This window comes from Streptomyces durmitorensis (assembly GCF_023498005.1).
Classification (GTDB): domain Bacteria; phylum Actinomycetota; class Actinomycetes; order Streptomycetales; family Streptomycetaceae; genus Streptomyces; species Streptomyces durmitorensis.
On record NZ_CP097289.1, the window covers coordinates 9,529,669 to 9,548,233 of the forward strand.

The 18,565-nt window shown below is 68.1% G+C and carries 18 protein-coding genes and 2 pseudogenes; 12 read left to right on the top strand and 8 right to left on the bottom strand.

Features of this window, described 5'->3' with window-relative positions:
• Positions 1–3: 3 nt before the first annotated feature.
• Complete coding sequence (locus tag M4V62_RS42195) at positions 4–414, bottom strand: SRPBCC family protein (protein WP_249592492.1); 411 nt, start codon at positions 412–414, stop codon at positions 4–6.
• A gap of 193 nt (positions 415–607) precedes the next feature.
• Here M4V62_RS42195 and M4V62_RS42200 point away from each other — a divergent pair, with 193 nt between their 5' ends.
• Together M4V62_RS42200 and M4V62_RS42205 are read left to right on the top strand one after the other, a co-directional pair.
• Positions 608–1,903 carry a lipase family protein gene (locus tag M4V62_RS42200; RefSeq protein WP_249592493.1) on the top strand — a complete coding sequence of 432 codons (1,296 nt, stop codon included), beginning with the start codon at positions 608–610 and terminating at the stop codon, positions 1,901–1,903.
• A gap of 186 nt (positions 1,904–2,089) precedes the next feature.
• Positions 2,090–3,133, top strand: a complete 1,044-nt coding sequence (locus M4V62_RS42205; protein ID WP_249592494.1) for a sulfotransferase — start codon at positions 2,090–2,092, stop codon at positions 3,131–3,133.
• 35 nt (positions 3,134–3,168) lie between these two features.
• Here the strand turns inward: M4V62_RS42205 and M4V62_RS42210 are convergent, their stop codons facing one another.
• Positions 3,169–3,822: a DUF4232 domain-containing protein gene (locus M4V62_RS42210; protein WP_249592495.1), complete on the bottom strand. Its 654-nt coding sequence runs from the start codon at positions 3,820–3,822 to the stop codon at positions 3,169–3,171.
• Positions 3,823–4,024: 202 nt separating this feature from the next.
• On the opposite strand from M4V62_RS42210, the pseudogene M4V62_RS42215 reads away from it, so the two are divergent.
• Both M4V62_RS42215 and M4V62_RS42220 read left to right on the top strand, forming a co-directional pair.
• Positions 4,025–4,344: pseudogene (locus M4V62_RS42215) on the top strand (DUF2975 domain-containing protein); the annotation flags it as partial.
• A gap of 596 nt (positions 4,345–4,940) precedes the next feature.
• Positions 4,941–7,721 (top strand): reprolysin-like metallopeptidase, encoded by a 2,781-nt coding sequence (locus M4V62_RS42220; RefSeq protein WP_249592496.1) that lies wholly within the window; start codon positions 4,941–4,943, stop codon positions 7,719–7,721.
• 184 nt (positions 7,722–7,905) lie between these two features.
• Here the strand turns inward: M4V62_RS42220 and M4V62_RS42225 are convergent, their stop codons facing one another.
• Positions 7,906–8,775, bottom strand: coding sequence for an IS5 family transposase (locus tag M4V62_RS42225; RefSeq protein WP_249592497.1), 870 nt, complete (start codon positions 8,773–8,775; stop codon positions 7,906–7,908).
• Between the two features lie 497 nt (positions 8,776–9,272).
• Here M4V62_RS42225 and M4V62_RS42230 point away from each other — a divergent pair.
• The 3 genes and pseudogenes from M4V62_RS42230 to M4V62_RS42240 all read left to right on the top strand — a co-directional run.
• Positions 9,273–9,449 (top strand): annotated as a pseudogene (locus tag M4V62_RS42230) (DUF2975 domain-containing protein); the annotation flags it as partial.
• Positions 9,449–9,670 (top strand): helix-turn-helix domain-containing protein, encoded by a 222-nt coding sequence (locus tag M4V62_RS42235; RefSeq protein WP_249592498.1) that lies wholly within the window; start codon positions 9,449–9,451, stop codon positions 9,668–9,670. The pseudogene M4V62_RS42230 and the gene M4V62_RS42235, both read left to right, overlap by 1 nt.
• Before the next feature lie 150 nt (positions 9,671–9,820).
• Positions 9,821–10,195 carry a VOC family protein gene (locus M4V62_RS42240; protein WP_249592499.1) on the top strand — a complete coding sequence of 125 codons (375 nt, stop codon included), beginning with the start codon at positions 9,821–9,823 and terminating at the stop codon, positions 10,193–10,195.
• 57 nt (positions 10,196–10,252) lie between these two features.
• On the opposite strand, the gene M4V62_RS42245 is transcribed toward M4V62_RS42240, so the two are convergent.
• Positions 10,253–10,885 carry a DUF2461 family protein gene (locus tag M4V62_RS42245; protein WP_249592500.1) on the bottom strand — a complete coding sequence of 211 codons (633 nt, stop codon included), beginning with the start codon at positions 10,883–10,885 and terminating at the stop codon, positions 10,253–10,255.
• A gap of 178 nt (positions 10,886–11,063) precedes the next feature.
• Between M4V62_RS42245 and M4V62_RS42250 the strand changes: the two genes are divergently transcribed.
• The 4 genes from M4V62_RS42250 to M4V62_RS44040 all read left to right on the top strand — a co-directional run bounded on the left by M4V62_RS42250 (position 11,064) and on the right by M4V62_RS44040 (position 14,137).
• The gene (locus M4V62_RS42250) at positions 11,064–11,249 is read left to right on the top strand and encodes a YjzC family protein (protein ID WP_249592501.1); all 186 of its coding nucleotides are present in this window, start codon (positions 11,064–11,066) and stop codon (positions 11,247–11,249) included.
• A gap of 242 nt (positions 11,250–11,491) precedes the next feature.
• The gene (locus M4V62_RS42255) at positions 11,492–12,298 is read left to right on the top strand and encodes a DUF899 family protein (protein ID WP_249592502.1); all 807 of its coding nucleotides are present in this window, start codon (positions 11,492–11,494) and stop codon (positions 12,296–12,298) included.
• A 210-nt stretch (positions 12,299–12,508) separates the two neighbouring features.
• A complete protein-coding gene (locus tag M4V62_RS42260) occupies positions 12,509–13,375 on the top strand; it encodes a GNAT family N-acetyltransferase (RefSeq protein ID WP_249592503.1) in 867 nt (288 codons plus the stop codon).
• 132 nt (positions 13,376–13,507) lie between these two features.
• Positions 13,508–14,137: a transposase gene (locus M4V62_RS44040; protein WP_425575243.1), complete on the top strand. Its 630-nt coding sequence runs from the start codon at positions 13,508–13,510 to the stop codon at positions 14,135–14,137.
• 80 nt (positions 14,138–14,217) lie between these two features.
• Here the strand turns inward: M4V62_RS44040 and M4V62_RS42270 are convergent, their stop codons facing one another.
• The 3 genes from M4V62_RS42270 to M4V62_RS42280 all read right to left on the bottom strand — a co-directional run bounded on the left by M4V62_RS42270 (position 14,218) and on the right by M4V62_RS42280 (position 16,440).
• On the bottom strand, positions 14,218–14,727 hold the full coding sequence (locus M4V62_RS42270; protein ID WP_249592505.1) for a mycothiol transferase: 510 nt from the start codon (positions 14,725–14,727) through the stop codon (positions 14,218–14,220).
• 718 nt (positions 14,728–15,445) lie between these two features.
• Positions 15,446–15,859 carry a VOC family protein gene (locus tag M4V62_RS42275; RefSeq protein WP_249592506.1) on the bottom strand — a complete coding sequence of 138 codons (414 nt, stop codon included), beginning with the start codon at positions 15,857–15,859 and terminating at the stop codon, positions 15,446–15,448.
• Positions 15,856–16,440, bottom strand: a complete 585-nt coding sequence (locus tag M4V62_RS42280) for a dihydrofolate reductase family protein (RefSeq protein ID WP_249592507.1) — start codon at positions 16,438–16,440, stop codon at positions 15,856–15,858. The genes M4V62_RS42275 and M4V62_RS42280 overlap by 4 nt, the downstream gene beginning before the upstream one ends.
• A 239-nt stretch (positions 16,441–16,679) precedes the next feature.
• Between M4V62_RS42280 and map the strand changes: the two genes are divergently transcribed.
• Entirely contained in the window at positions 16,680–17,462 is a 783-nt protein-coding gene (gene map, locus M4V62_RS42285; protein WP_249592508.1) for a type I methionyl aminopeptidase, read from the top strand.
• A gap of 60 nt (positions 17,463–17,522) precedes the next feature.
• On the opposite strand, the gene M4V62_RS42290 is transcribed toward map, so the two are convergent.
• Positions 17,523–18,500: a LacI family DNA-binding transcriptional regulator gene (locus M4V62_RS42290; RefSeq protein ID WP_249592509.1), complete on the bottom strand. Its 978-nt coding sequence runs from the start codon at positions 18,498–18,500 to the stop codon at positions 17,523–17,525.
• Positions 18,501–18,565: the final 65 nt, after the last annotated feature.

Consider the following 18,565-nt stretch of genomic DNA (forward strand, 5'->3'; position numbering starts at 1 on the left):
CCTCTATGCGAGCTCCATCAGCTCTCGGAGCCGGTTCAGGTCACCGGCCACCGTGGCGGCGTCACGGTCGAAATCGGCGTCGCTCGTCTGTGGCTGCCGGCGCAGGGTGAACACGACTTCGCTCCCGTTGCCGTCGCGGATCACACGGACCGGGTTGTAGACGGTTTCCCCGGAGGGCAGCGTGACGTCGTGGTCGAGTACACCCAGCTCGTTGCGCGGCACGAAGGTGACCGCGACCCTTCCCATGGGGGAGGATTCCGCAACCCATTGACCGTCGATCCGCTCGATGGAGCCTCCCAGGCCACGGGCCCACGCGGGCAGGTTCACCGGGTCCGACGCAAAGGCGTAGACCTCGTCGACCGTGCGGTCGATGTAGACGCTGAGGTGGCGGGATTCTTTGTCGGTGCTGTTCATGGTCGTGAGGATAGTGAGCCGATGCCGCTGCCTTCTTGAACGAATCGGACTTGCTTGATCCAACTTGATCCAACAGGACAGACGCCTGATATTTGGCCCCGCCTCGGACCTTGCACATCTATGGCCGTATTACTGACGGGTCAGTACGGTGCTGGTCAACCCCCCTTGTACACAGGAGAGTTGGGAGAGCTGCATGATGTCAGTCTTACGCAGACGGCCGGTTGCCGCGGGTGCCGTCCTCGCGGTGGCGGTGCTCGGGCTCCCGGGGTCCGCCGCCGCGCAGAGCACCCACGCGGGCGGTGCCCCAGACGCGACCCCCTCGACCCATTCACCGGCGCCGACCGCCGGCAAGGCCTCCAACGCCGCGAAGCACGAGAAGGACAAGCGCCACCCGGGCCAGGCGATGAAGCGCCCGGGTAGGCATGGCGAGATCATCAGCTCGGAGCCGTCCTCGTTCCAGTACACCCCGGGCGTTCCGACCCCCACCAAGGCGTGGAAGATCGTCTACCGGTCGACCTCCGCCGACGGGCGGCACAACAAGGTCTCCGGCACCGTGATCGTCCCCGACGACGGAAAGGTCACCCCTCGTCCGCTGATCACCTACGCCGTAGGCACGGTCGGTCTCGGCGACAAGTGCGCACCGTCCGCCGGATTCCCGGGCGGTACGACCGCCGAGGCGCCGCTCGTCAACGCCGCGCTGGTCCGGGGCTACGCCGTCGCCGTCACCGACTACGAAGGCCTCGGCACCCCCGGCGACCACACCTACATGGTCGCCAAGGCTCAGGGCAGCGCCGTCCTCGATGCGGCACGTGCGGCCCAGCGGCACCCGGAGGCGGCAAAGTACGGCGTCTCCGCGAGCGCGCCCGTCGGCATCATGGGCTACTCCCAGGGCGGCGGAGCCAGCGCGAAGGCCGCCGAGATGGCCGCGGCCTACACCCCCGAGCTGAAGGTCAAGGGGACAGCGAGCGGAGGTGTTCCCGCCGATCTCACCAAGGTCGCCGAGTCGTTGGAGGGTGGCGACAGCGCCGGCTATCTGCTGATGTCCGCCGTCGGCCAGAACGCCGCCCAGCCGTCCCTGGCGCTCAACAAGTACCTCAACAAGGAGGGCCGCAAGCTGGCCAAGGTCGTGCGCAGCGAGTGTGTCGGTACGGTCCTGGAGGCTGGGCGCGGCAAGAAGATCGAGGACGTCACCACGTCCAACCCGCTGGAGCGGCCGAACTGGCGGAAGGCCATCGCCAAGCAGTTGATCGGCACGAAGCGGACCTCGGCACCGACGTTCGTGTACCACGGGGACGCGGACGAGACGATCCCCTACGCGGTCGGGCAGCAGCTGCGGGCCGACTGGTGCGCGAAGGGCAACGCCGTGGAGTGGAAGTCCTTCCCCGGTCAGTCGCATGTGGGGACGGCAATCCAAGGCAACGGCCCGGCACTTGAGTGGCTCGGCCGGCGCTTCGCCGGCGAGCCCACGTCGGGCAACTGCGGGACGTGAGGGCGCGGCCTCACTCGCCCCTCCGCCGCCGTCCACGGATGGCGGCGGAGGGGGCGCCGTCGCTGTCCACGGATGGCGGCGGAGGGGCGCCGTCGCTGTCACCTGGTGCCCTGGGCTCAGGTGTGCTGAGGTGGTGAAAGCCCTGGAACAGCCGCCCTGTGCCCTCGGAGAGCGACTTTGCGCAGCTTGACCTTTGTCATCGGTACGGGCCGCAGCGGCTCCACCGCCCTGTCCCGCATCCTCAACTCCCATCCCGAGGTGCTCAGCCTCAACGAGTACCTGGCCTCGGTCGGTGACGTGGCTTTCCCGGAAGGCCACGTGTCGGGCTCGGAGTTCTGGGAGACCCTGTTCCGGCCCACCCCCTACTTCGCGAGCATGATCCGCAGCGGGGTGCTGATGCCGGAGTTTCTCTACACGCGCCGTCCGGGGCGGTACCGGGCGGAGACCGACGGCATCCCCGCCCTCTCCCTGATGGTGCTGCCCCACCTCACCGACGACCCCGACGGCCTGCTCGACGACATCCGTGCGGCGGTCGTCGACTGGCCGGAGCGTGCCGCTGCTGCCCATCACGAGGCGCTCTTCGAGTTGCTCGGCGAACGGTTCGGCCGCACCGCCGTCGTGGAGCGCTCCGGATACTCGACGGGCTGGGCACCGGGGCTGCTGTCCGCCTTCCCCTACGCGAAGTTCGTGCACCTCTTCCGGAACGGACCGGACTGCGCGCTGTCCATGAGCCGCCACCCTGGGTACCGCACCATCACCTTGATGCGTGAGATCAGGGAACGGACGGGTGTCGACAGCTTCGGCGAACTGACGGAGGAGCAGGTGCGCTCTCTTCCACCGGACTTGGCACCCCTGCTCGGCGACACCTTCGATGCCGCCCTCGTGTATGACCGGGAATTTCCCCTACGACGGTTCGGCGACCTGTGGTCCGAACTGGTCGTCCAGGGCACACAGTTCATCGACGGCCTGCCTGCCGGTCAGCGCATGACACTCGCCTACGAGGACCTGCTCGACGCACCTCGGGAGGAACTCGCCCGCCTCGCCGCGTTCGTCGGGGTCGAACCGTCCCCGCAGTGGCTGGACAGCGCGTGTGCCCAGCTCGACGACAGCCGCCGCGGCTCCGCCCTCAAACAGCTGTCGGCCGCCGAACTGCAGGACCTGAGGGACAGCTGCGCTGCGGGCACGCGGGCCCTGGAGGGGAAGTCGACCAAGAGCGCCTCCCGCGACTGATGCCGCGTCGCCGCAGGGTGGCGGCGGGCTTGGGTCTACTTGGTGGTGTGGGTGGGGTAGACCTGGACGTCGGTGTAGGCGCCCTTGATGTCGCCTGCGCTTGCGGGCCATTCGAGGTCGACGGTGTGGGTCTCGTTGGGGGGTGTGACCTGGATGTGGGTGGGGTGCGTGAGGCTGTTGCCGGTGTTGTCGATGTCGTAGGCGAGGTTGAAGACGGCGGCGTCGCCGGGCTTGAGGGTGGTGATGCGGGGCTGGGCCTGGCCGCGTTCGATGGGGTTGGAGGTGTTGTCGGCGTCCTTGATGTCGACGCCTGCGAAGCCGGTTGCGGAGCAGGTGGCCGAGCCGCGGTTGATCATGGTGATGTTGATCCGGCCGGCGGTCTCGTCGGGCGCGGCGTCCTGGGCGTTGATGGCCAGGTCCTTGGTCTTGCAGAAGGTGACCTTGCTGCCGGTCTTCGCCGCGCCGTTCGCGGCGCCGGCGTCGGTCTTGGTGTCCTGGCCGGAGTCGGACGGTGCGTTGCCGGCCTCCGAGCCGCCGTCCGAGGACTTCGAGCCGTCGTCCGAGGATGAGGAAGACGAGGAGCCCTTGGAGGAGGAGTCCTTGCCGGAGTCGCTGCCGCCGCAGGCGGTGAGGGAGAGGGTGGCGGCGACGCCGATGGCAGCCAGGGCGGTGAGGCGGGTGTTCTTCACGATGTTCCCCAGGGGTAGCGCGGTGCGTGCGGTCTGAAGTATTTGTATCGCGCACCGAGTTACAGCCAGTCCCCCGCCACGTCTTCGTTCTGTCACAGCCGTACCGCCCTGAACACGGTCCACCACCAAGGAACCTTGTGCAGCGTCAATCGCCCATCGCCCATCGCCCGATCACCCGGGAGCCGCGCTGGGAGGATGGGGCATGGGAAAGCTGACAGTGCGCGCGCGGCGTGCCGTGCTCGCGTGGTGGTGCCCGTCGGCACCGTGTTCGTTCAGGTATCGATGGTGTGGGTGTGGGTCAGTGGGAGCGACCCGGAGGACGGGCCGCTCGCACTGACCCCGTTGCGGGTGGTCACGATCCTGGGCATCGGAGCGGTCCAGGTCGCCCTGGTCTGTGTATGGCGACTGGTAACGATGGTGCGACGCGGAACCGTGTTCTCCCACCCCGCCTTCCGGTAGGTGGACGGCATCATCGGCGCGATCGTTGCGGCTGCTCTCGTGTGGTTCGCGGTCACGGCCCTGAGAGGTCGTTTTCATCGTTAGCACCTCTATATCTGCTAGTTCGGTGTGCGGTGGTGAGTGGTGCCGAGGTGCTGTGTGAGCTGGTCGAGTCGCGGTGCTGCACGCTGCGACTCACGGCCTCCTGGCCGCACCCGATGACGGGGCAGTCGCCCGGCGGCAGGGTCCGGCGTCCCGGCCTGGAGCCGGACGCGGTGGTGGGAATGAGGCACGCGACTGCTGCATGGACCCGTGCGAGCCAGTGCTGATGATGGACACGGTGGCCTCTTTGGTGATTTCGGCCAGAGCGGCTGTCCGGGTTCCGGACGCCGGAAGCCCCCCGTTCTCACGGGTGGTTCAGGAGGGGGCCTGGGTTCTGCGGCTCTGTCAACTCCGGGCAGATACGGTTAAGTTCAAAGGGTGCGTGGTGCTGTGGGGACGCATGGTCGTCATACGGCTTTCCGGGGCGCGGGCCGCCTGGGGCAAACGTCCCCTCACCGGTGCCCAGATCGCAGCGCATCGGCCGGTAGCGGCTCAGCGGAACATGCGCCTCGGTGCTGAGGTGAAGGCCCAGCGTTCGCGTGCTTGAAGCCGCGACCACTTTCAGGAAGGGGACGCTGATGGCGTTCCTCAGGCCCAAGTCCACCGGATTCCGCTGCGCGGTGGCATGTCCGAACTCGCAGGGGTGGGCCGCGATGTTTCTGCGGCCCTCCAAAGCCGCAGGCGTCAGCGAAAGGGCCCTGCTGTTCGACGGGGCGACCTCCGCGGCGTACGGGGGGCAGTTCGCCGACCTGTCGAAGTATGAGTACCAGGACTTCGCGCTGTATCCGGATGCCGTGCTGCAATTGCCTGCTCACACGGACGGGTCCGCGCAGTACCTGTTCATCACGGGCACGGACAGCCTGACCTACCGCGTGGGAAGCGGCGCCGTCTGGCACAACCCGCTCGAGATGCTGACGTGGCTGCCGGCCGACTGGAAGAACAACGTCGACGCCCTGCTGCAGGCACCCAACTCGGCGGCCAACGAGCTGCGCACGTACCTGTTCAAGGGCAACCGCGTCATCACCTACAACTGGTCCACCGTCTGGTCGCCCGTCGAGCGGAACGCTCTGATCACCGAGGGACCGGACGCGGACTCGTCGGGCTGGGCCAAACTCCCCTCCGACTTCCGCTCCGACCTCGACCACGTCGTCGCGCTGCCGCCCGCCACCGGCGATGTACGCCGCTCGCTGCTGGTCAAGGGGGCCAAGGGCCTCATCCTCAACTGGCGTACCGGCGTGGAGAAGTCGGGCGCGCTCACCTCGCTGGCCACCGGCCCCGAGACGCTTCCGGCACCCTATGTGACACCGTATCTTCCGGTGTCAGGTACCTACCGGGCCACCGACGCCGGTCAGACCGTCGAAATACGGGTCGACGTCGACGGCGCCGGCACGCTCTCCACCATCAGCGGCGACCTCTTCACGGTGTCGGGCGAGACCACCACCTACACCAACTCCTTCCGGTCGACCGGCGTGCGGGCACAATGGTCCGACAGCTACGTGATGGCCACGGTCAAGGACCTCGCGTGGGCCACTCCCAACCCCGATCTCACCCAGCTCCGGATCCTGCTCGCCCTCGCCCCGGCCGGCCAGTCACCGCCGGCAGCTCACTGGCTGATCCTGGAGAACGGGGAGACCTCCCATCACGCTCTCTGGTACGGCCTGCCCAGGGTGTCCGCGTACTTCCGCACCGTCGACTACGAGGTCGACACGGTGGTAGGCGAGACCGAGTTCGCCAGTTACGACACGGCCAAGGCAACTACTCCGCCCGGGTACGCCGACCGGATCATCACCGTGCCGTCCGCGTTCGCCGAGGCGGGCATCGAGATGCGGGTCGCCGGGACCCGCAATGTCCTCGACACCACCGGGGCCGATGCGGACCTGCTGTGGTCCGACGCCGAACTGCACGCCGCGATGGTGGCGAACTTCAGCGCGTATCGCGACGTGCCGCAGTGGAAGCTGTGGACCCTGGTCGCGGGCAAGTACGCCGGCGGGGCGAGCACAGCCGGGATCATGTTCGACTACCTGTCCGGCCTGCAGCGGCAGGGCGCGGCCGTGTTCGCGCAGACCCTGAGGGAACACGGTCTGGGCGGCGTCGCCTGGGACATGCACACCTACGTCCATGAAATCGGCCACGCCTTCAACCTGGTGCACGCGTGGGAAAAGGGCAACACCACGCCGCCCGCGCCGCTCGGCCCCAGGAACGGCTACGGCGACCTGTCGTGGATGAACTACCCGCACTTCTACCAGGGGGAGACCGCCAACGGCATCGCGGCGTTCTGGGGTGCATTCCCGTTCCGGTTCAGCGAGGACGAGATCCGGCACCTGCGTCACGGCTTCTACCGGAACGTGATCATGGGCGGCACCAACTGGAACACCAACTCTGCGATGGACCTCTCGGCGGCGCAGGCGTCCACCCTGCCGCTGACCGACGAATCCGGCCTCGCGCTGGAGATCGAGGGCAAGGAGACCTTCGAGTACGGAGAACCCGTCGTCGCCCAGTTCAAGCTGAGCCGCACCGGCAGTCGCGGCGACATCCTCGTCACGTCCGACCTGCAGCCGTCGGCAGGGCACATGATCGTCGCCGTCACCGATCCCTCCGGGCGCTCCCGCACCTTCCGGCCTCTCACCCGCGTATGCGCCGGCCACGACGTCGCAGCGGGCACCACCACTCTCACCCAGGCGGCACCGGCCCTCTACGCCAGCACCTACCTCGGCTACGGCGCCGACGGGCTCTACTTCGGTGAACCCGGCCTGTACAAGGTGAGCGCCGCCTATCAGGCCCCCGACGGCTCCCGCGTGGTCTCCGCCCCGCGCACGGTGCGGGTCCGCCAGCCCGTGGGTGCCGCAGACCAGCACATCGGCGAACTGCTCATGGGTGATGACCAGGGCCAGCTGCTCACGTTCCTCGGCTCCGACGCGCCCCAGCTGCAGGGCGGCAACGACGCCCTGCAGGAAGTCATCGAACGTTACGGTGACCATCCTCTCGCCGTACACGCCCGCCTGTCCCGCGGCGCCAACGCCGGCCGCCACTTCCAGCACATCGCAGACGGCCGCCTCACCGTCCGCGAACCCGACATCAAGGAGAGCGTCCAGCAGCTCAGCGCCGCCATCAACGCCTCCACCGGCGACGAGGGCCTGGACAACATCACCCTCAACAAGACGATGCGCCGCCTCGCCACCGTGCACGCCAAGGACGGCAACCTCACCGAAGCCGACGCCGTCCTGAACAAGATGGTCACCACCTTCCGCGGCAAGCACCTGCCCGCCGCCGTGCAAAAGACCATCCAGGCCCAAGCCGAGGAGACCCGCGCCACCATCCACCACAGCAAGCCCAAGACAGCCTCCCGCAAGAAGAAGTAGCCCCATAAGGTGTCTGTCGTTCGGGGCTGAGTCCGAACGACAGACACCGCCGTACGGGGCCGGGCCCCGCCAGCGGAGGGCAACGCTCCCGCCCCGCCAGCGGTCACCATCAGGTTCAAGCCTTCTCGAGCTCGCTTGGGTGACCTCGTATAGGACCTCTCAAAGGTCGCTTCATCCTGTTGTTTCATCCCGTTATGCGGGTTTGGTGTGCTGGTGTCGGGTCGTGCCAGGAGATGGTTGCTTCGCCGGTGAGGCGGCGGGCCATGAGGTCGGTCATGGCGAGGTGGATCATGGCTTCGGAGCGGTGCGGGTGGGTTTCGTAGTCGCGGGCCAGGCGGCGGTGGAGCATCAGCCAGCCGTAGGTTCGCTCGAGTGCCCAACGTTTAGGGATTGGAGTGAAACCCCTGGTCCCGGGCTTGCGGGCGTTGATCTCCATGTTGATGCCGAGGGTGGCGGCGTGCTCGACGAAGTGCTTGCGGTAGCCGCCGTCCACCCAGGTCTTGCGGAGCGTGGGGTGGTCGGCGGCGACCTGGTCGAGCAGGTCGGTGCCGGCGACGGAGTCCTGGACGCTGGCTGCGGTGACCAGCACGGCAAGTAGGAGTCCGAGCGTGTCGGTGACGATGCTTCGTTTGCGGCCCACGATCTTCTTCCCCGCGTCCGTGCCCTGGCTCGCGGCAGGCACGCTGGTGGATGTCTTCACGCTCTGCGCGTCGATCACGCAGGCAGACGGCTCGGCACTCCGGCCCTCCTGCTCACGTACCAACTCCCGCAGCAGACCGTTGAGCTGGGCGAAGAAGCCTTCCTTCTGCCAGCGGGCGAAGTAGCCGTAGACGGAGTTCCAGTGCGGGAAGTCGTGTGGCAGGTAGCGCCACTGCACCCCGGTGCGGTCCACGTACAGAATCGCGTTCATGATCTCGCGCAGGTCTAACTCGGCCGGTCGGCCGAAGCCCAGGGCCCGGCCGTGGCGTTCATACCGCCAGGCCACCAGGACCGGCTCGATCAACTCCCAGCGGGCATCGGACAGATCACTGGGATACGGCAGGCGTTCGCTCATGACCTGGGCATACCGCCCCGAAGCGAGTGCGCCCAGGCATGCTTCTGTGACCGTGGGAGCGCCATCACGAACCGGGCGTCCTGGAATGAGACAGGCGCTGGCCGACTCCCTCCCCAGAAGACACATCACCCGACTCCCACGCCCCGACCTACCTACACAGCACCTCAGCACCACTCGCCATCGCACCTCAAACCACTAAATACAGGGGCGCTAGCGATGAATACGACCTCTGAGAGGTCGTTTTCACCTGTGAAGCCTGTTTGATTCCAACATGTACCTGTGACAGGGCATGACTGGAGGGACAACAAGGGCGAAGGCGCTCCATGGGCCGAATGTGAGGCCCGTCTTGCCGGTCTCATCCTGCGAAGCCTGTCTCATCCCAAGACGTGCACCGATGCCCCCTCCGTCTATCGGAGGCGTGCCGGAAATCGACACGTGTGAGGCACAAGACGAGTGAAGAGATACATGAGGCGGCGCAAACCAGCTGAAAACGACCTCTGAATGAGCCCGGCCAGCGGGACGACCCGGGCGTCACCCTCATCATGGGCGGGATCGGCGTGGCCATCCTGGGAGTCGCGCTAGTCGTGCTCGTGCTGCGGATGCCGCTCGCGCAGGCCGTCGCCCGCGACGTCGAAGCGGCGCGGATGCAGGCCGAGTTGGACGAGGTGATCTGATGCCGATCGCCGTCGACATCGACGTGATGCTGGCCAGGCGGAAGATGTCCGTGGGCGAACTCGCAGACCGCGTAGGGATCACGCCCGCCAACCTGGCGGTACTCAAGAACGGCCGCGCCAAGGCGGTGCGTTTCGCGACGCTCGCCGCGCTCTGCGAGGTGCTCAAGTGCCAGCCGGGCGACCTGCTTCGCTGGGAGGCCGACGACACCGCGGGCGGATGAACCGCGTCTGCTGACGCGTCATGGCCGATACCGCATGACCTAGGGCGAAATCAGATGGGTGCAGCTCCTCTGAAGGGATGGTCGCGGAGCGGGCGGGTGGCGGCTTCTAAGGTGTGCACCGCGAAGTTCAATAATCGACCCGGAGGTGCGATGTCCCCGCAGATGAAGTTGAGCGCGATAACACTCGACTGCCCTGATCCGCTGGCCCTGGTGGCGTTCTATCAGCAAGCCACTGGCCTAGAACTCCATCCGAAATCCGATGCTGGCTTCGCCGGTCTCAACTGGGGGGACGGACTCTTGATCGGCTTCCAGCGCGTCGACGACTACCGGGCTCCGAGCTGGCCCGATCAGACCGTTCCCCAGCAGCTTCATATCTGCTTCAAGGTCGACGAAGAGCTGGAGGAGGCCGAGGCCCGGTTGCTGCAGCTTGGCGCGAGCAAGCCGGATCATCAGCCGCATGACGAGGCCAGGGCGCGAGTCCTCGTCGATCCTGTTGGACATCCCTTCTGCCTGGTCAGAGAGTGATGGACGCCGTCGCGGTTCGACGAGAATGCGGAGTATTCGGCAGGCGCTCTCGTGATGTCAGGCGGTGCGCTTCACGTGGCGGACCAGCCACACCAGCAGGGCGTCCAGGTCGGCGGCGGCCGAGAGGACCCGGTCGAGCGCCTCGGCGGTGTGCAGCCACTCCTCGCAGCCGAGGGGACGGGCGGCGATCAGCGATCGGTGGCGCAGCAGGTTCGAACGGGAGTGGTCCGTCGGATAGCCGCGCGGGGGGCGTTTCATGACGTCCCCGGAGATGTCGTAGCCCTTCTTCCGCACGTCCTCGACGATGGCGGACAGTTCGCGGCCGCTCCCCTCCGAGGCCACGGCTTTGCGGAACATGTCCACCTGGCCGGGATCGGGGTACCACCAGGCGCCCTGGATCCGCAGGCCGTCCAGGGAGAACCGGAGACCGATCTCGACCTGGCGGCCGAGCCGGATCACCGCGCTCTGGTGCTGCCACCACCAAGAGCCGGTGCGGTAGTGCCAGACGGAGAAGTCCTCGTATCGGGGATCGGTGTCCGCGACCTCGTTGAGCAGGGCGATCATCGGCTGCCGGACCAGGCGTTCGCGGTCCGCGCGGCAGCGCTCGCGGGTCGCGTGGGTCGGTTCGCCCTGGAGCTGCCACAACACGTCCATGGCCTGCTCCGGCCAGCCGGTGAACTGTGCGCGCATGGGGGCAGGTTAGCTCACAGGGGTTCCAGGCAAGTAAGGACACCATCGTCACGGTCACGGTCACCGTCACCGTCACCGACGCCGGGCTGGAGCGACCCTGAGCGCCTGGAGGGTGGTTGGCACGCCGTATCGGGTGCCCCGGGTCGCGCAAGGGCGCGCGGCCCCTTAGACCGGATGTATGAGCGAGAACGAAGAGCAGGTTCATCGTCCCGGCGAGATCGTCCCCGAGTCGGGGATCTATGAGTGTGAGTGCGGAGAGCACCACCGCTACAGCGCCGACGTGCGCGGCCACCGCTTTCCGCCGCTGAGCGCGGCCTGCACCGGCAGCGGCTGGAAACTCGTGATCGCCGCGCACGATTCCTGAGGAAACCGGCGCCGTCCGCACGCAAGCAGCACCCATGCGTTCGGCCAGCGACCATCGTCGATTTCGCAGGGGACTCAGCGGTACACGCCGACAGATACCGCCGACAGATACCGGTACTCGATAGGAGTCCTGAGAGCTCAGCGTCTACGCCAGGACCTTGACCGCCGGCGAGGCACCCGCCTTCGGCGGGAGATGACAGGAAGCTTCAGCCAACGCCACCGGAACATGGAGAGAAAGCAGCCATGAAGGACGAAGCAGCATCCCTCGGCAAGCCGGCGGTCGTCGACCGGGCCACCTTCCAGGCCGAACTCGACAACCTGCGCACCCGCGAGAAGGCACACACACGGGAAGGCGACGCGATCGCCGCGGCCCGTCGGCGCCTTCCCATGGTCGAGGTCGACCCCGACCTCGAGTTGATCGGGCCGAACGGACCCCTCACCCTGCGCGATGCGTTCGAAGGCCGTCGGCAGCTCGTCGCCTACTACTGCATGTGGTGGCCCGCCCGGCCCGCGCCCGATCAGTGCGAAGGCTGCACGTTGTTCCTCAGCCAGGTCAGCGAGCTTTCCTACCTGCACTCCCGTGACATCACCTACGCGGTCTTCAGCCAGGGCCGCAACACCGCGTTCGGCCCCGCCGACGCACAGGTGTCCTACGAGGAGAGCCTCCGCTACCGAGACTTCATGGGCTGGAGCCTGCCGTGGTACTCGGCGCAGCCCTCCCTCGACGAGCTCCTCGTCGGTCGTGAGATCGGGTTGTTCCACCTCGTGTGCTACGTCCGGGACGGCGACCGCGTCTTCGAGACCTACTGGACGAACCGCCGAGGCGTGGAGGCGATGGACTACAGCTACGCGCTCATGGACCTCGCCGTCTACGGACGCCAGGAGTCGTGGGAGGACTCACCCTCCGGCTGGCCACAAGACTGCTCCATGAGGACGGACAGCGGTACACCCGACTGGCCGCCGGTGCCGGGGGAGTCGGGTGGACGCCCCATCGCCCAGTGGCCGCGACTGGACGCCGGAAACTCCGACGACCTGGCCGTCGGACCCTGATCGTCAGTGGAAAGAGCCGACCGTACCCGCCCATCCCGCCGGGAGGTCGCCACGTCTTTGAGATGGCCGCCGCTCCTGCGGCCGACGCGGTGTACGGCGAAGGGCCCCATGGCAGGTGGCGGGACCTTTCGACCAGGCGTGTCCTATCGATCTGACTGGCTGAGTAAAACCATGTGCGGCCGGTCGTCGCGATGGTGTGAGATGCGGGACATGACGATCGTTCTGAACGAGCCCGGCGTCCATGGGCTGACCGGGGTCGTGGATGCCCTCCGCGCATGGCAGGACGACCGCACGCCGCTGCAACTCCATCCGGGAGACCTCGGCTGGGCCTGGGCGCTGGGCGCGGAGAGGCTGGCCGCGGCCGTCCGCACCTGGAGCGTGGACGGACGGATCATTGCCGTCGGATACCTGGACGACCCTGATGTGCTGCGCCTGACGACCGCGCCGGATCTGCGACAGGACGGTGAGCTGGCGCGCCAGCTGCTGGCGGACCTCGATGATCCGGAGCGCGGCGTCCTGCCGCCCGGGAAGGTCGGCCTCGAAATCCCCAACGGCGCCCTGCTCCGCGAGGTCCTCTTGGAGGCGGGCTGGAATCTGGACGAGCCGTGGACGCCGCTGCGCCGCGACCTAGCCGAGCCGGTGAAGGAGTCCGGCCTGCGGATCGAGGTAGCCGGTCCGGAGACGGCGGGGGTGCGCACCGCAGTGCATCGCTCGGCGTTCGGCAGCCCGGCGTTCACCGAGGAGATCTGGCACGTCCTCGCGGCCGGGCCGGTGTATGCCGACGCCCGCTGCCTGATCGGCTACGACGACCAGGACAACGCGGTGGCCGCGGCTACGGTCTGGTCGGCCGGGCCGGGCAAGCCCGGCCTGCTGGAGCCGGTGGGCGTGCACGCCGACCATCGCGGTCGCGGCTACGGGACGGCGATCAGCGTCGCCGGTGCGGCGGCGCTGCGTGAACTGGGTGCATCAAGCGCACTCGTCACCACCCCGACCTCGAACTCTGCCGCCGTCGCCGCCTACCGGGCAGCTGGATACGAGCCGTCGTCCGAACGGTTGGACGTCAGCCGAGCAGCCTGAAAATGATCAGGCGGCGGTATCGGACAGGCCGCGTCGCCTCGCTGACCCTGGCTGACCCGAACGCCCTTTGAGGACATGGGGTAGGTCGGGGGCTCGATGATGGTCGGATGATTCGTCGTGGTGAATTGACCGATGCGGCCTGGGCGCGGATCGTGCCGGTCGACTCCACCATCGCCCGGGCCATCAGCATGCGGCAAGGGCCCGGACGAAAGGGGGCTGCGGCACGTGGCCGGTTGCGCCGGTCGGCGGCGAGGCACTGGGACGACCCGCGGCGGGTTGAGCACCAAAGTGCACCTGGCTCTGGATGGGCGAGGCCGTCCACTGTCGATCCTGCTGACGCCCGGACAGGCCGGTGACAACCCGCAGTTGGTGCCGCTACTGGAGGCGATCCGGGTGCCCCGGCCGGGGCCGGGGCGTCCCCGGTCGCGGCCGGATCGGGTCATCGCCGACAAGGCATACTCGCATCCGTCCACCCGCGCCGAGCTACGCCGGCGCCGGATCGCCACCACCACCCCCGAGCGTGCTGATCAGAAATCCCGGCGCCGCGGCCGACCACCTTGCTTCGACCGCGACTGCGACCGCGACCTTTACCACGACCGGAACGTACGAGCGCTGCTGCAACCGGCTCAAGCAATGGCGCGGCCTGGCCACCCGATACGCCAAGCGCGCCGCGATCTACCGAGCCGAAGTCGTCATCGCCGCCATCATGATCTGGCTCCGCTGAACGACAGGACACTCCCTAGGCGCCCGCTGAGGCAATGAGCCCCTTCAAGGCAACAGCGGCGAAGGTGCCCCCACGAGCCGGCGCATCATGCCGCCGACCGGGCCGGAGTGAGCGTACGTCAACGGCGCCGCAGAAGGCCCCGGACGTACGCGGCCTGGCCGGTGTGTTGCAGGTCGTCGGAGATGACGCTGATCAGCCGGACGCCGAGGGTGACGTGCGGCGTCCACCGCTCGTCGACGACGCGGTCGAGCGCCGTGTCGTCGAGTGCGCGCACGAAGGAGAGGGTCTGCTCGTGGACGGCGTCGTAGTAGCCGCGCAACTGGTCGGCGGAGACGCCATCGAGCGACGCCACCTGCTTGGCCGTGTGCCCGTACCCCGTCTCCTCCTCGCCGAGCGGTAGTTGGAAGCGGTCGTACCAGCCCTGGGCGGTCCACACCTGGTCCAGGCCCGCCGCGTCAGTGACATGATCGTCCTGGACGCGGGTGAGGTGCCACACCAGCCAGACGATCGAATTGGCCTTGTCGTCAGGACGGAAAGCGAGCTCCTCGGGCGAAAGACCGTCGACGGCAGCATGCACTTCCTCCTGGACACGATCGAACGCGTCCGCCAAGAGCTCTGCAGTGTTCATCCATCCATAGTCACCTCCGCGACGGGAACGTGCCGGAATGGAAGGCGGCGACGGCCTGTCGCCGGCTCTCAGTTCGTCGGAGGACTGGCCGGCTTCGCGAGGGCGTCATGCAGGCGTCGGAGACCGTGTGCAGACAGATGAGTTCTGCTCGCCACGGGCACGCAGCTACAGGGCGGGGCGCAGTAGGCAATTCCTTCCGCCGCTCGGGCCGAGACCGGCGCACCCCGCGCCCTGCCCGGTCACGAGGTCACAGGCGGTCCAGGCACTGCGGAGGGTGAGGCGGCCAGGGCCCGAGAGGAGGCAGCTCCTCCGCTGCCACGGGTGACACAACAGGCGTACGTCCGGCCAACCAGGCCGCCAGGCCGCGCACGCCTCCGGTGACCACCGTGCCCGCAGGCGAGGCGAGGCGAGCCGGACAGCCGGATCAGGGACGAGCGGAGACAGCCGCGGTGTCATTCCTGCCGCAGTTCGTGCCGCACGGAGCCCCTGTTTTCCGACGCTGCTCGCCTTCTCGGTGATCTGGGCCGTGTCGACTTGATCTGGTACCCCGTTGGGCTGGCTGGCTGGCTGGCCGGGCATGTCGGAGGAGTGCTTCAGCGGCAGTCTGTTCGGCGCCGGATGGAACAGGTCTCCGGAGTGCTGTTGGTCGGTCTGGGGGTGCGCCTGGCTACCGAGTCTCAAGGGGAGTGCCGGTGGCGAGCAACGCTCACTGGGCCGCTCAGGAGAAGTCCGCGGGGGTGAGGCCGTCGGGGTGTCCGGGCGGCCACTCCACCAGCTCGATCCGGTAGCCGTCCGGGTCGGTGAGCCACGACGTCTTCGGGCCGTGAGGGCCGCCTGGGTACTGGACAGGACCCGGCTCCAGACCGGCGTCGGTCAGCCGCTCCAGGGCGGCGGCCAGTGTGTCCACCTGGATTGCGAGGTGGTCGACACCGCTGCCCACGTCGACGCGTCCGTCGAGGGGACGGTGGACCAGTTCGAGCGAGGCCGCCGGTTCGCCGGGGAACTTGAGGATCACGAGGCGGCTCCCGTCGCCACCGTCGACCCTGCCCAGCTCGGCGTAGCCCAGGGCGGTGTAGAAGCCGAGCGAGCGGTCCAGATCGGTGACGCGGTAGGAGACGAAGAGCGTCTTCATGCGGTCTCCTCGGGGCGGCGGACCCGGTAGCGAAGGTGCGTGACGTCTCGGTCCTCGAGTCGTCGGACGAGGTCGAGTTCGATGTGATCGCCACCGAGGTGGTCGAAGAGGCGGCGGCCGTCCCCGAGGAGGACCTGAACCAGGTGAATCTCCATCTCGTCGATCTGCCCGGCCCGGAGGAGCGCTTGGGCCGCGCCCGCCCCATGGACCATGACCGGCCGGTCCCCGGCGGCCGCGCGAGCCTGACGGGCGCAGTCCTCGACGTCGGTGACGAATCGCGCGTGGCCGGGTGGCACGTCCCCGTCATCCACGTGGTGGGTGAGGACGAAGATCGGCACGCCGTCGTGGTGGTCGCCCTGCCAGCGCCCGGCGAGTTCGAAGGTCCGACGGCCGGAGATCACCGCGCCGGTCGCCAGCGCCTCGCGGTAGACCTGTCCACTGGGACCGTCGGACTCCCGGTCGTCGAGCCAGTTGAAAAGACGTCCACCGGCGCGTCCGAGTTCCTGGCCCCGTCGGTCGTCCGGGCCGGCGATGTAGCCGTCGAGCGACATCGACATGTACAGCCGAATCGGATTGCTCATTCCGGCCTCCATCTCTTCTCCATGGCATCGGGATGTTCCGCTTCGCGCCCCATCGGGGCGGGACCGTCAAAGTGGAAGACCTCGGGCAAGAGACAAACTCATCGCCTCGGCGGGGCGGAGCCCCCCCCGGGCGGGAGGGGATCTCCTCTGCTGGAGTGAGGGGCAGTCGAACGTGACCCCATTCTAATACCGGTATAGTTTGACCGGTATAGTTGTTGGTTCCGCGAGGAAAGTGGCACATGATCGAGATCCTGAACCCCACCCTGCTGGCCCGGGCACGAGACACAGGCGCCCTGGTCGCAGACATCCTGCAGACACTGAAGGGCCGGAGCGCGATCGGCACGAACCTCCTGGACATCGACCGGTGGGCCAAGACCATGATCGCCGAGGCGGGAGCGCTGTCCTGCTACGTCGACTACGCACCATCCTTCGGACGCGGCCCCTTCGGCCACTACATCTGCACGGCCGTCAACGATGCCGTGCTCCACGGGCGGCCCCACGACTACACGCTCGCCGACGGCGATCTGCTCACACTTGACCTTGCCGTCTCCAAGAACGGAGTCGCCGCTGATGCCGCCATCAGCTTCGTCGTGGGCAATGCGCAGCCCCCACAGAGCGTCGCGATGATCAGGACAACCGAACGCGCGCTGGCCGCAGGGATCGCCGCCGCCGGACCCGGAGCTCGTGTCGGCGACATCTCCCACGCCATCGGCACAGTCCTTCACCAGGCCGGATACGAGATCAACACCGAATTCGGAGGGCACGGCATCGGGTCGACGATGCACCAGGACCCGCACGTTGCGAACATCGGACGGCCTGGCCGTGGATACAAACTGCGCCCCGGGCTGTTGCTGGCACTGGAGCCGTGGGTCATGGCGGACACCGCCAAACTCGTCACCGACGCCGACGGGTGGACGCTCCGCAGCGCGACGGGCTGCCGGACGGCACACAGCGAGCACACGATCGCCATCACCGAGGACGGAGCCGAAATCCTCACGTTGCCGAAGTCATCGAAGCCGTAAGGCTGCAACCCCCGTGTTCCTCTGCTGCGCAGAATGGGCCACGGGGCAAGCACGTACCGGCTACAGGCCGCGCGGCGGAGCCGTCGACGCGCGCAATACGGGGGCAGCCGGAAGGCGAGAGGTGACCGTGCGCCGGTGGCCGTCGAGCAGCTCGTGGAGGCGGGTGACGGCAAGTGCCCCGGCTTCTCGGAGCGGCACGTCGAGCGCGGTCACCGGGGGAGTGGTGGCGCTGAGCGTACTGAGGTCGTCGGCCGCGGCCAGACTCACGTCCTCGGGTACGCGTCGTCCGGCCACGCCGAGGCCGTGCAGCAGTCCGAGCGTCAGGTAGCTGTTGTAGGCGAGGACGGCCGTGGCGTCGGCGGGCAGCGCGCGTGAGGCCTCGATCCCGGCGTCGAACGTGGGCGGCAGGGGTCCGAGGACGTGGACGCGGGCGCCTGCCGCCGACGCCCGTGCGGTGAGAGCGGTCCGTCGCTGTTCGTCTGCCCAGGAATCCGCGGGCCCGGAGACGTAGGCGATGTCGCGGTGACCCTGTGTCAGCAGGTGGTCAAGGAGTTCGGCCAGGCCCGTGGCGGTGTCGGCCACCACTGCGGGCAGTCGGCCCACCTGGCGGTCGACGAGTACCAGCGGGCGCCGTCGGAACCGCTCCCGCAGCGCGGCGTCCGTGCCGACCGGCGTCACCATGATCAGGCCGTCGGCCTGCTCGGAGAGCCGGTCGGCGAGGGCGGCCTCACGCTGCGCGTCATACTCCGAGACCGCGATCAGAAGATGGCTCTCGGTCTCCTCCGCCGCCTGTTGTGCGCCCATCACCAGCGGCGCGAAGAACGGGTTCGAGAGCGTCGGCACGATCAGGCCGATCAAGCCCGTACGGCCCGTGGTCAGCGCGCGGGCTGCGGCGTTGGGCTGGAAACCGAGCCGGTCGGCCGCCTCCCGGACGCGAAGTCGCGTGCTCTCGGCGACCAGTTCGGGGCGCTGCAGTGCCCGCGAGGCGGTGGCCTTGGACACCCCCGCCGCACGCGCCACGTCCAAGAGCGTCGCCAATGCCGTCCCCTGCCTCATGGGCCCGGCACGGATCGAAGATCCGTCCGAGGCCAGTGTTCACTTTC

What these genes read in the sequence shown, in the direction of transcription:
- M4V62_RS42195 (WP_249592492.1), bottom strand. Translation starts at nt 414, where the DNA reads ATGAACAGCACCGACAAAGAATCCCGCCACCTCAGCGTCTACATCGAC.
- M4V62_RS42200 (WP_249592493.1), top strand. Translation starts at nt 608, where the DNA reads ATGATGTCAGTCTTACGCAGACGGCCGGTTGCCGCGGGTGCCGTCCTC.
- M4V62_RS42220 (WP_249592496.1), top strand. Translation starts at nt 4,941, where the DNA reads ATGGCGTTCCTCAGGCCCAAGTCCACCGGATTCCGCTGCGCGGTGGCA.
- M4V62_RS42225 (WP_249592497.1), bottom strand. Translation starts at nt 8,775, where the DNA reads ATGAGCGAACGCCTGCCGTATCCCAGTGATCTGTCCGATGCCCGCTGG.
- M4V62_RS42235 (WP_249592498.1), top strand. Translation starts at nt 9,449, where the DNA reads ATGCCGATCGCCGTCGACATCGACGTGATGCTGGCCAGGCGGAAGATG.
- M4V62_RS42240 (WP_249592499.1), top strand. Translation starts at nt 9,821, where the DNA reads ATGTCCCCGCAGATGAAGTTGAGCGCGATAACACTCGACTGCCCTGAT.
- M4V62_RS42245 (WP_249592500.1), bottom strand. Translation starts at nt 10,885, where the DNA reads ATGCGCGCACAGTTCACCGGCTGGCCGGAGCAGGCCATGGACGTGTTG.
- M4V62_RS42250 (WP_249592501.1), top strand. Translation starts at nt 11,064, where the DNA reads ATGAGCGAGAACGAAGAGCAGGTTCATCGTCCCGGCGAGATCGTCCCC.
- M4V62_RS42255 (WP_249592502.1), top strand. Translation starts at nt 11,492, where the DNA reads ATGAAGGACGAAGCAGCATCCCTCGGCAAGCCGGCGGTCGTCGACCGG.
- M4V62_RS42260 (WP_249592503.1), top strand. Translation starts at nt 12,509, where the DNA reads ATGACGATCGTTCTGAACGAGCCCGGCGTCCATGGGCTGACCGGGGTC.
- M4V62_RS44040 (WP_425575243.1), top strand. Translation starts at nt 13,508, where the DNA reads ATGCGGCCTGGGCGCGGATCGTGCCGGTCGACTCCACCATCGCCCGGG.
- M4V62_RS42270 (WP_249592505.1), bottom strand. Translation starts at nt 14,727, where the DNA reads ATGAACACTGCAGAGCTCTTGGCGGACGCGTTCGATCGTGTCCAGGAG.
- M4V62_RS42275 (WP_249592506.1), bottom strand. Translation starts at nt 15,859, where the DNA reads ATGAAGACGCTCTTCGTCTCCTACCGCGTCACCGATCTGGACCGCTCG.
- M4V62_RS42280 (WP_249592507.1), bottom strand. Translation starts at nt 16,440, where the DNA reads ATGAGCAATCCGATTCGGCTGTACATGTCGATGTCGCTCGACGGCTAC.
- map (WP_249592508.1), top strand. Translation starts at nt 16,680, where the DNA reads ATGATCGAGATCCTGAACCCCACCCTGCTGGCCCGGGCACGAGACACA.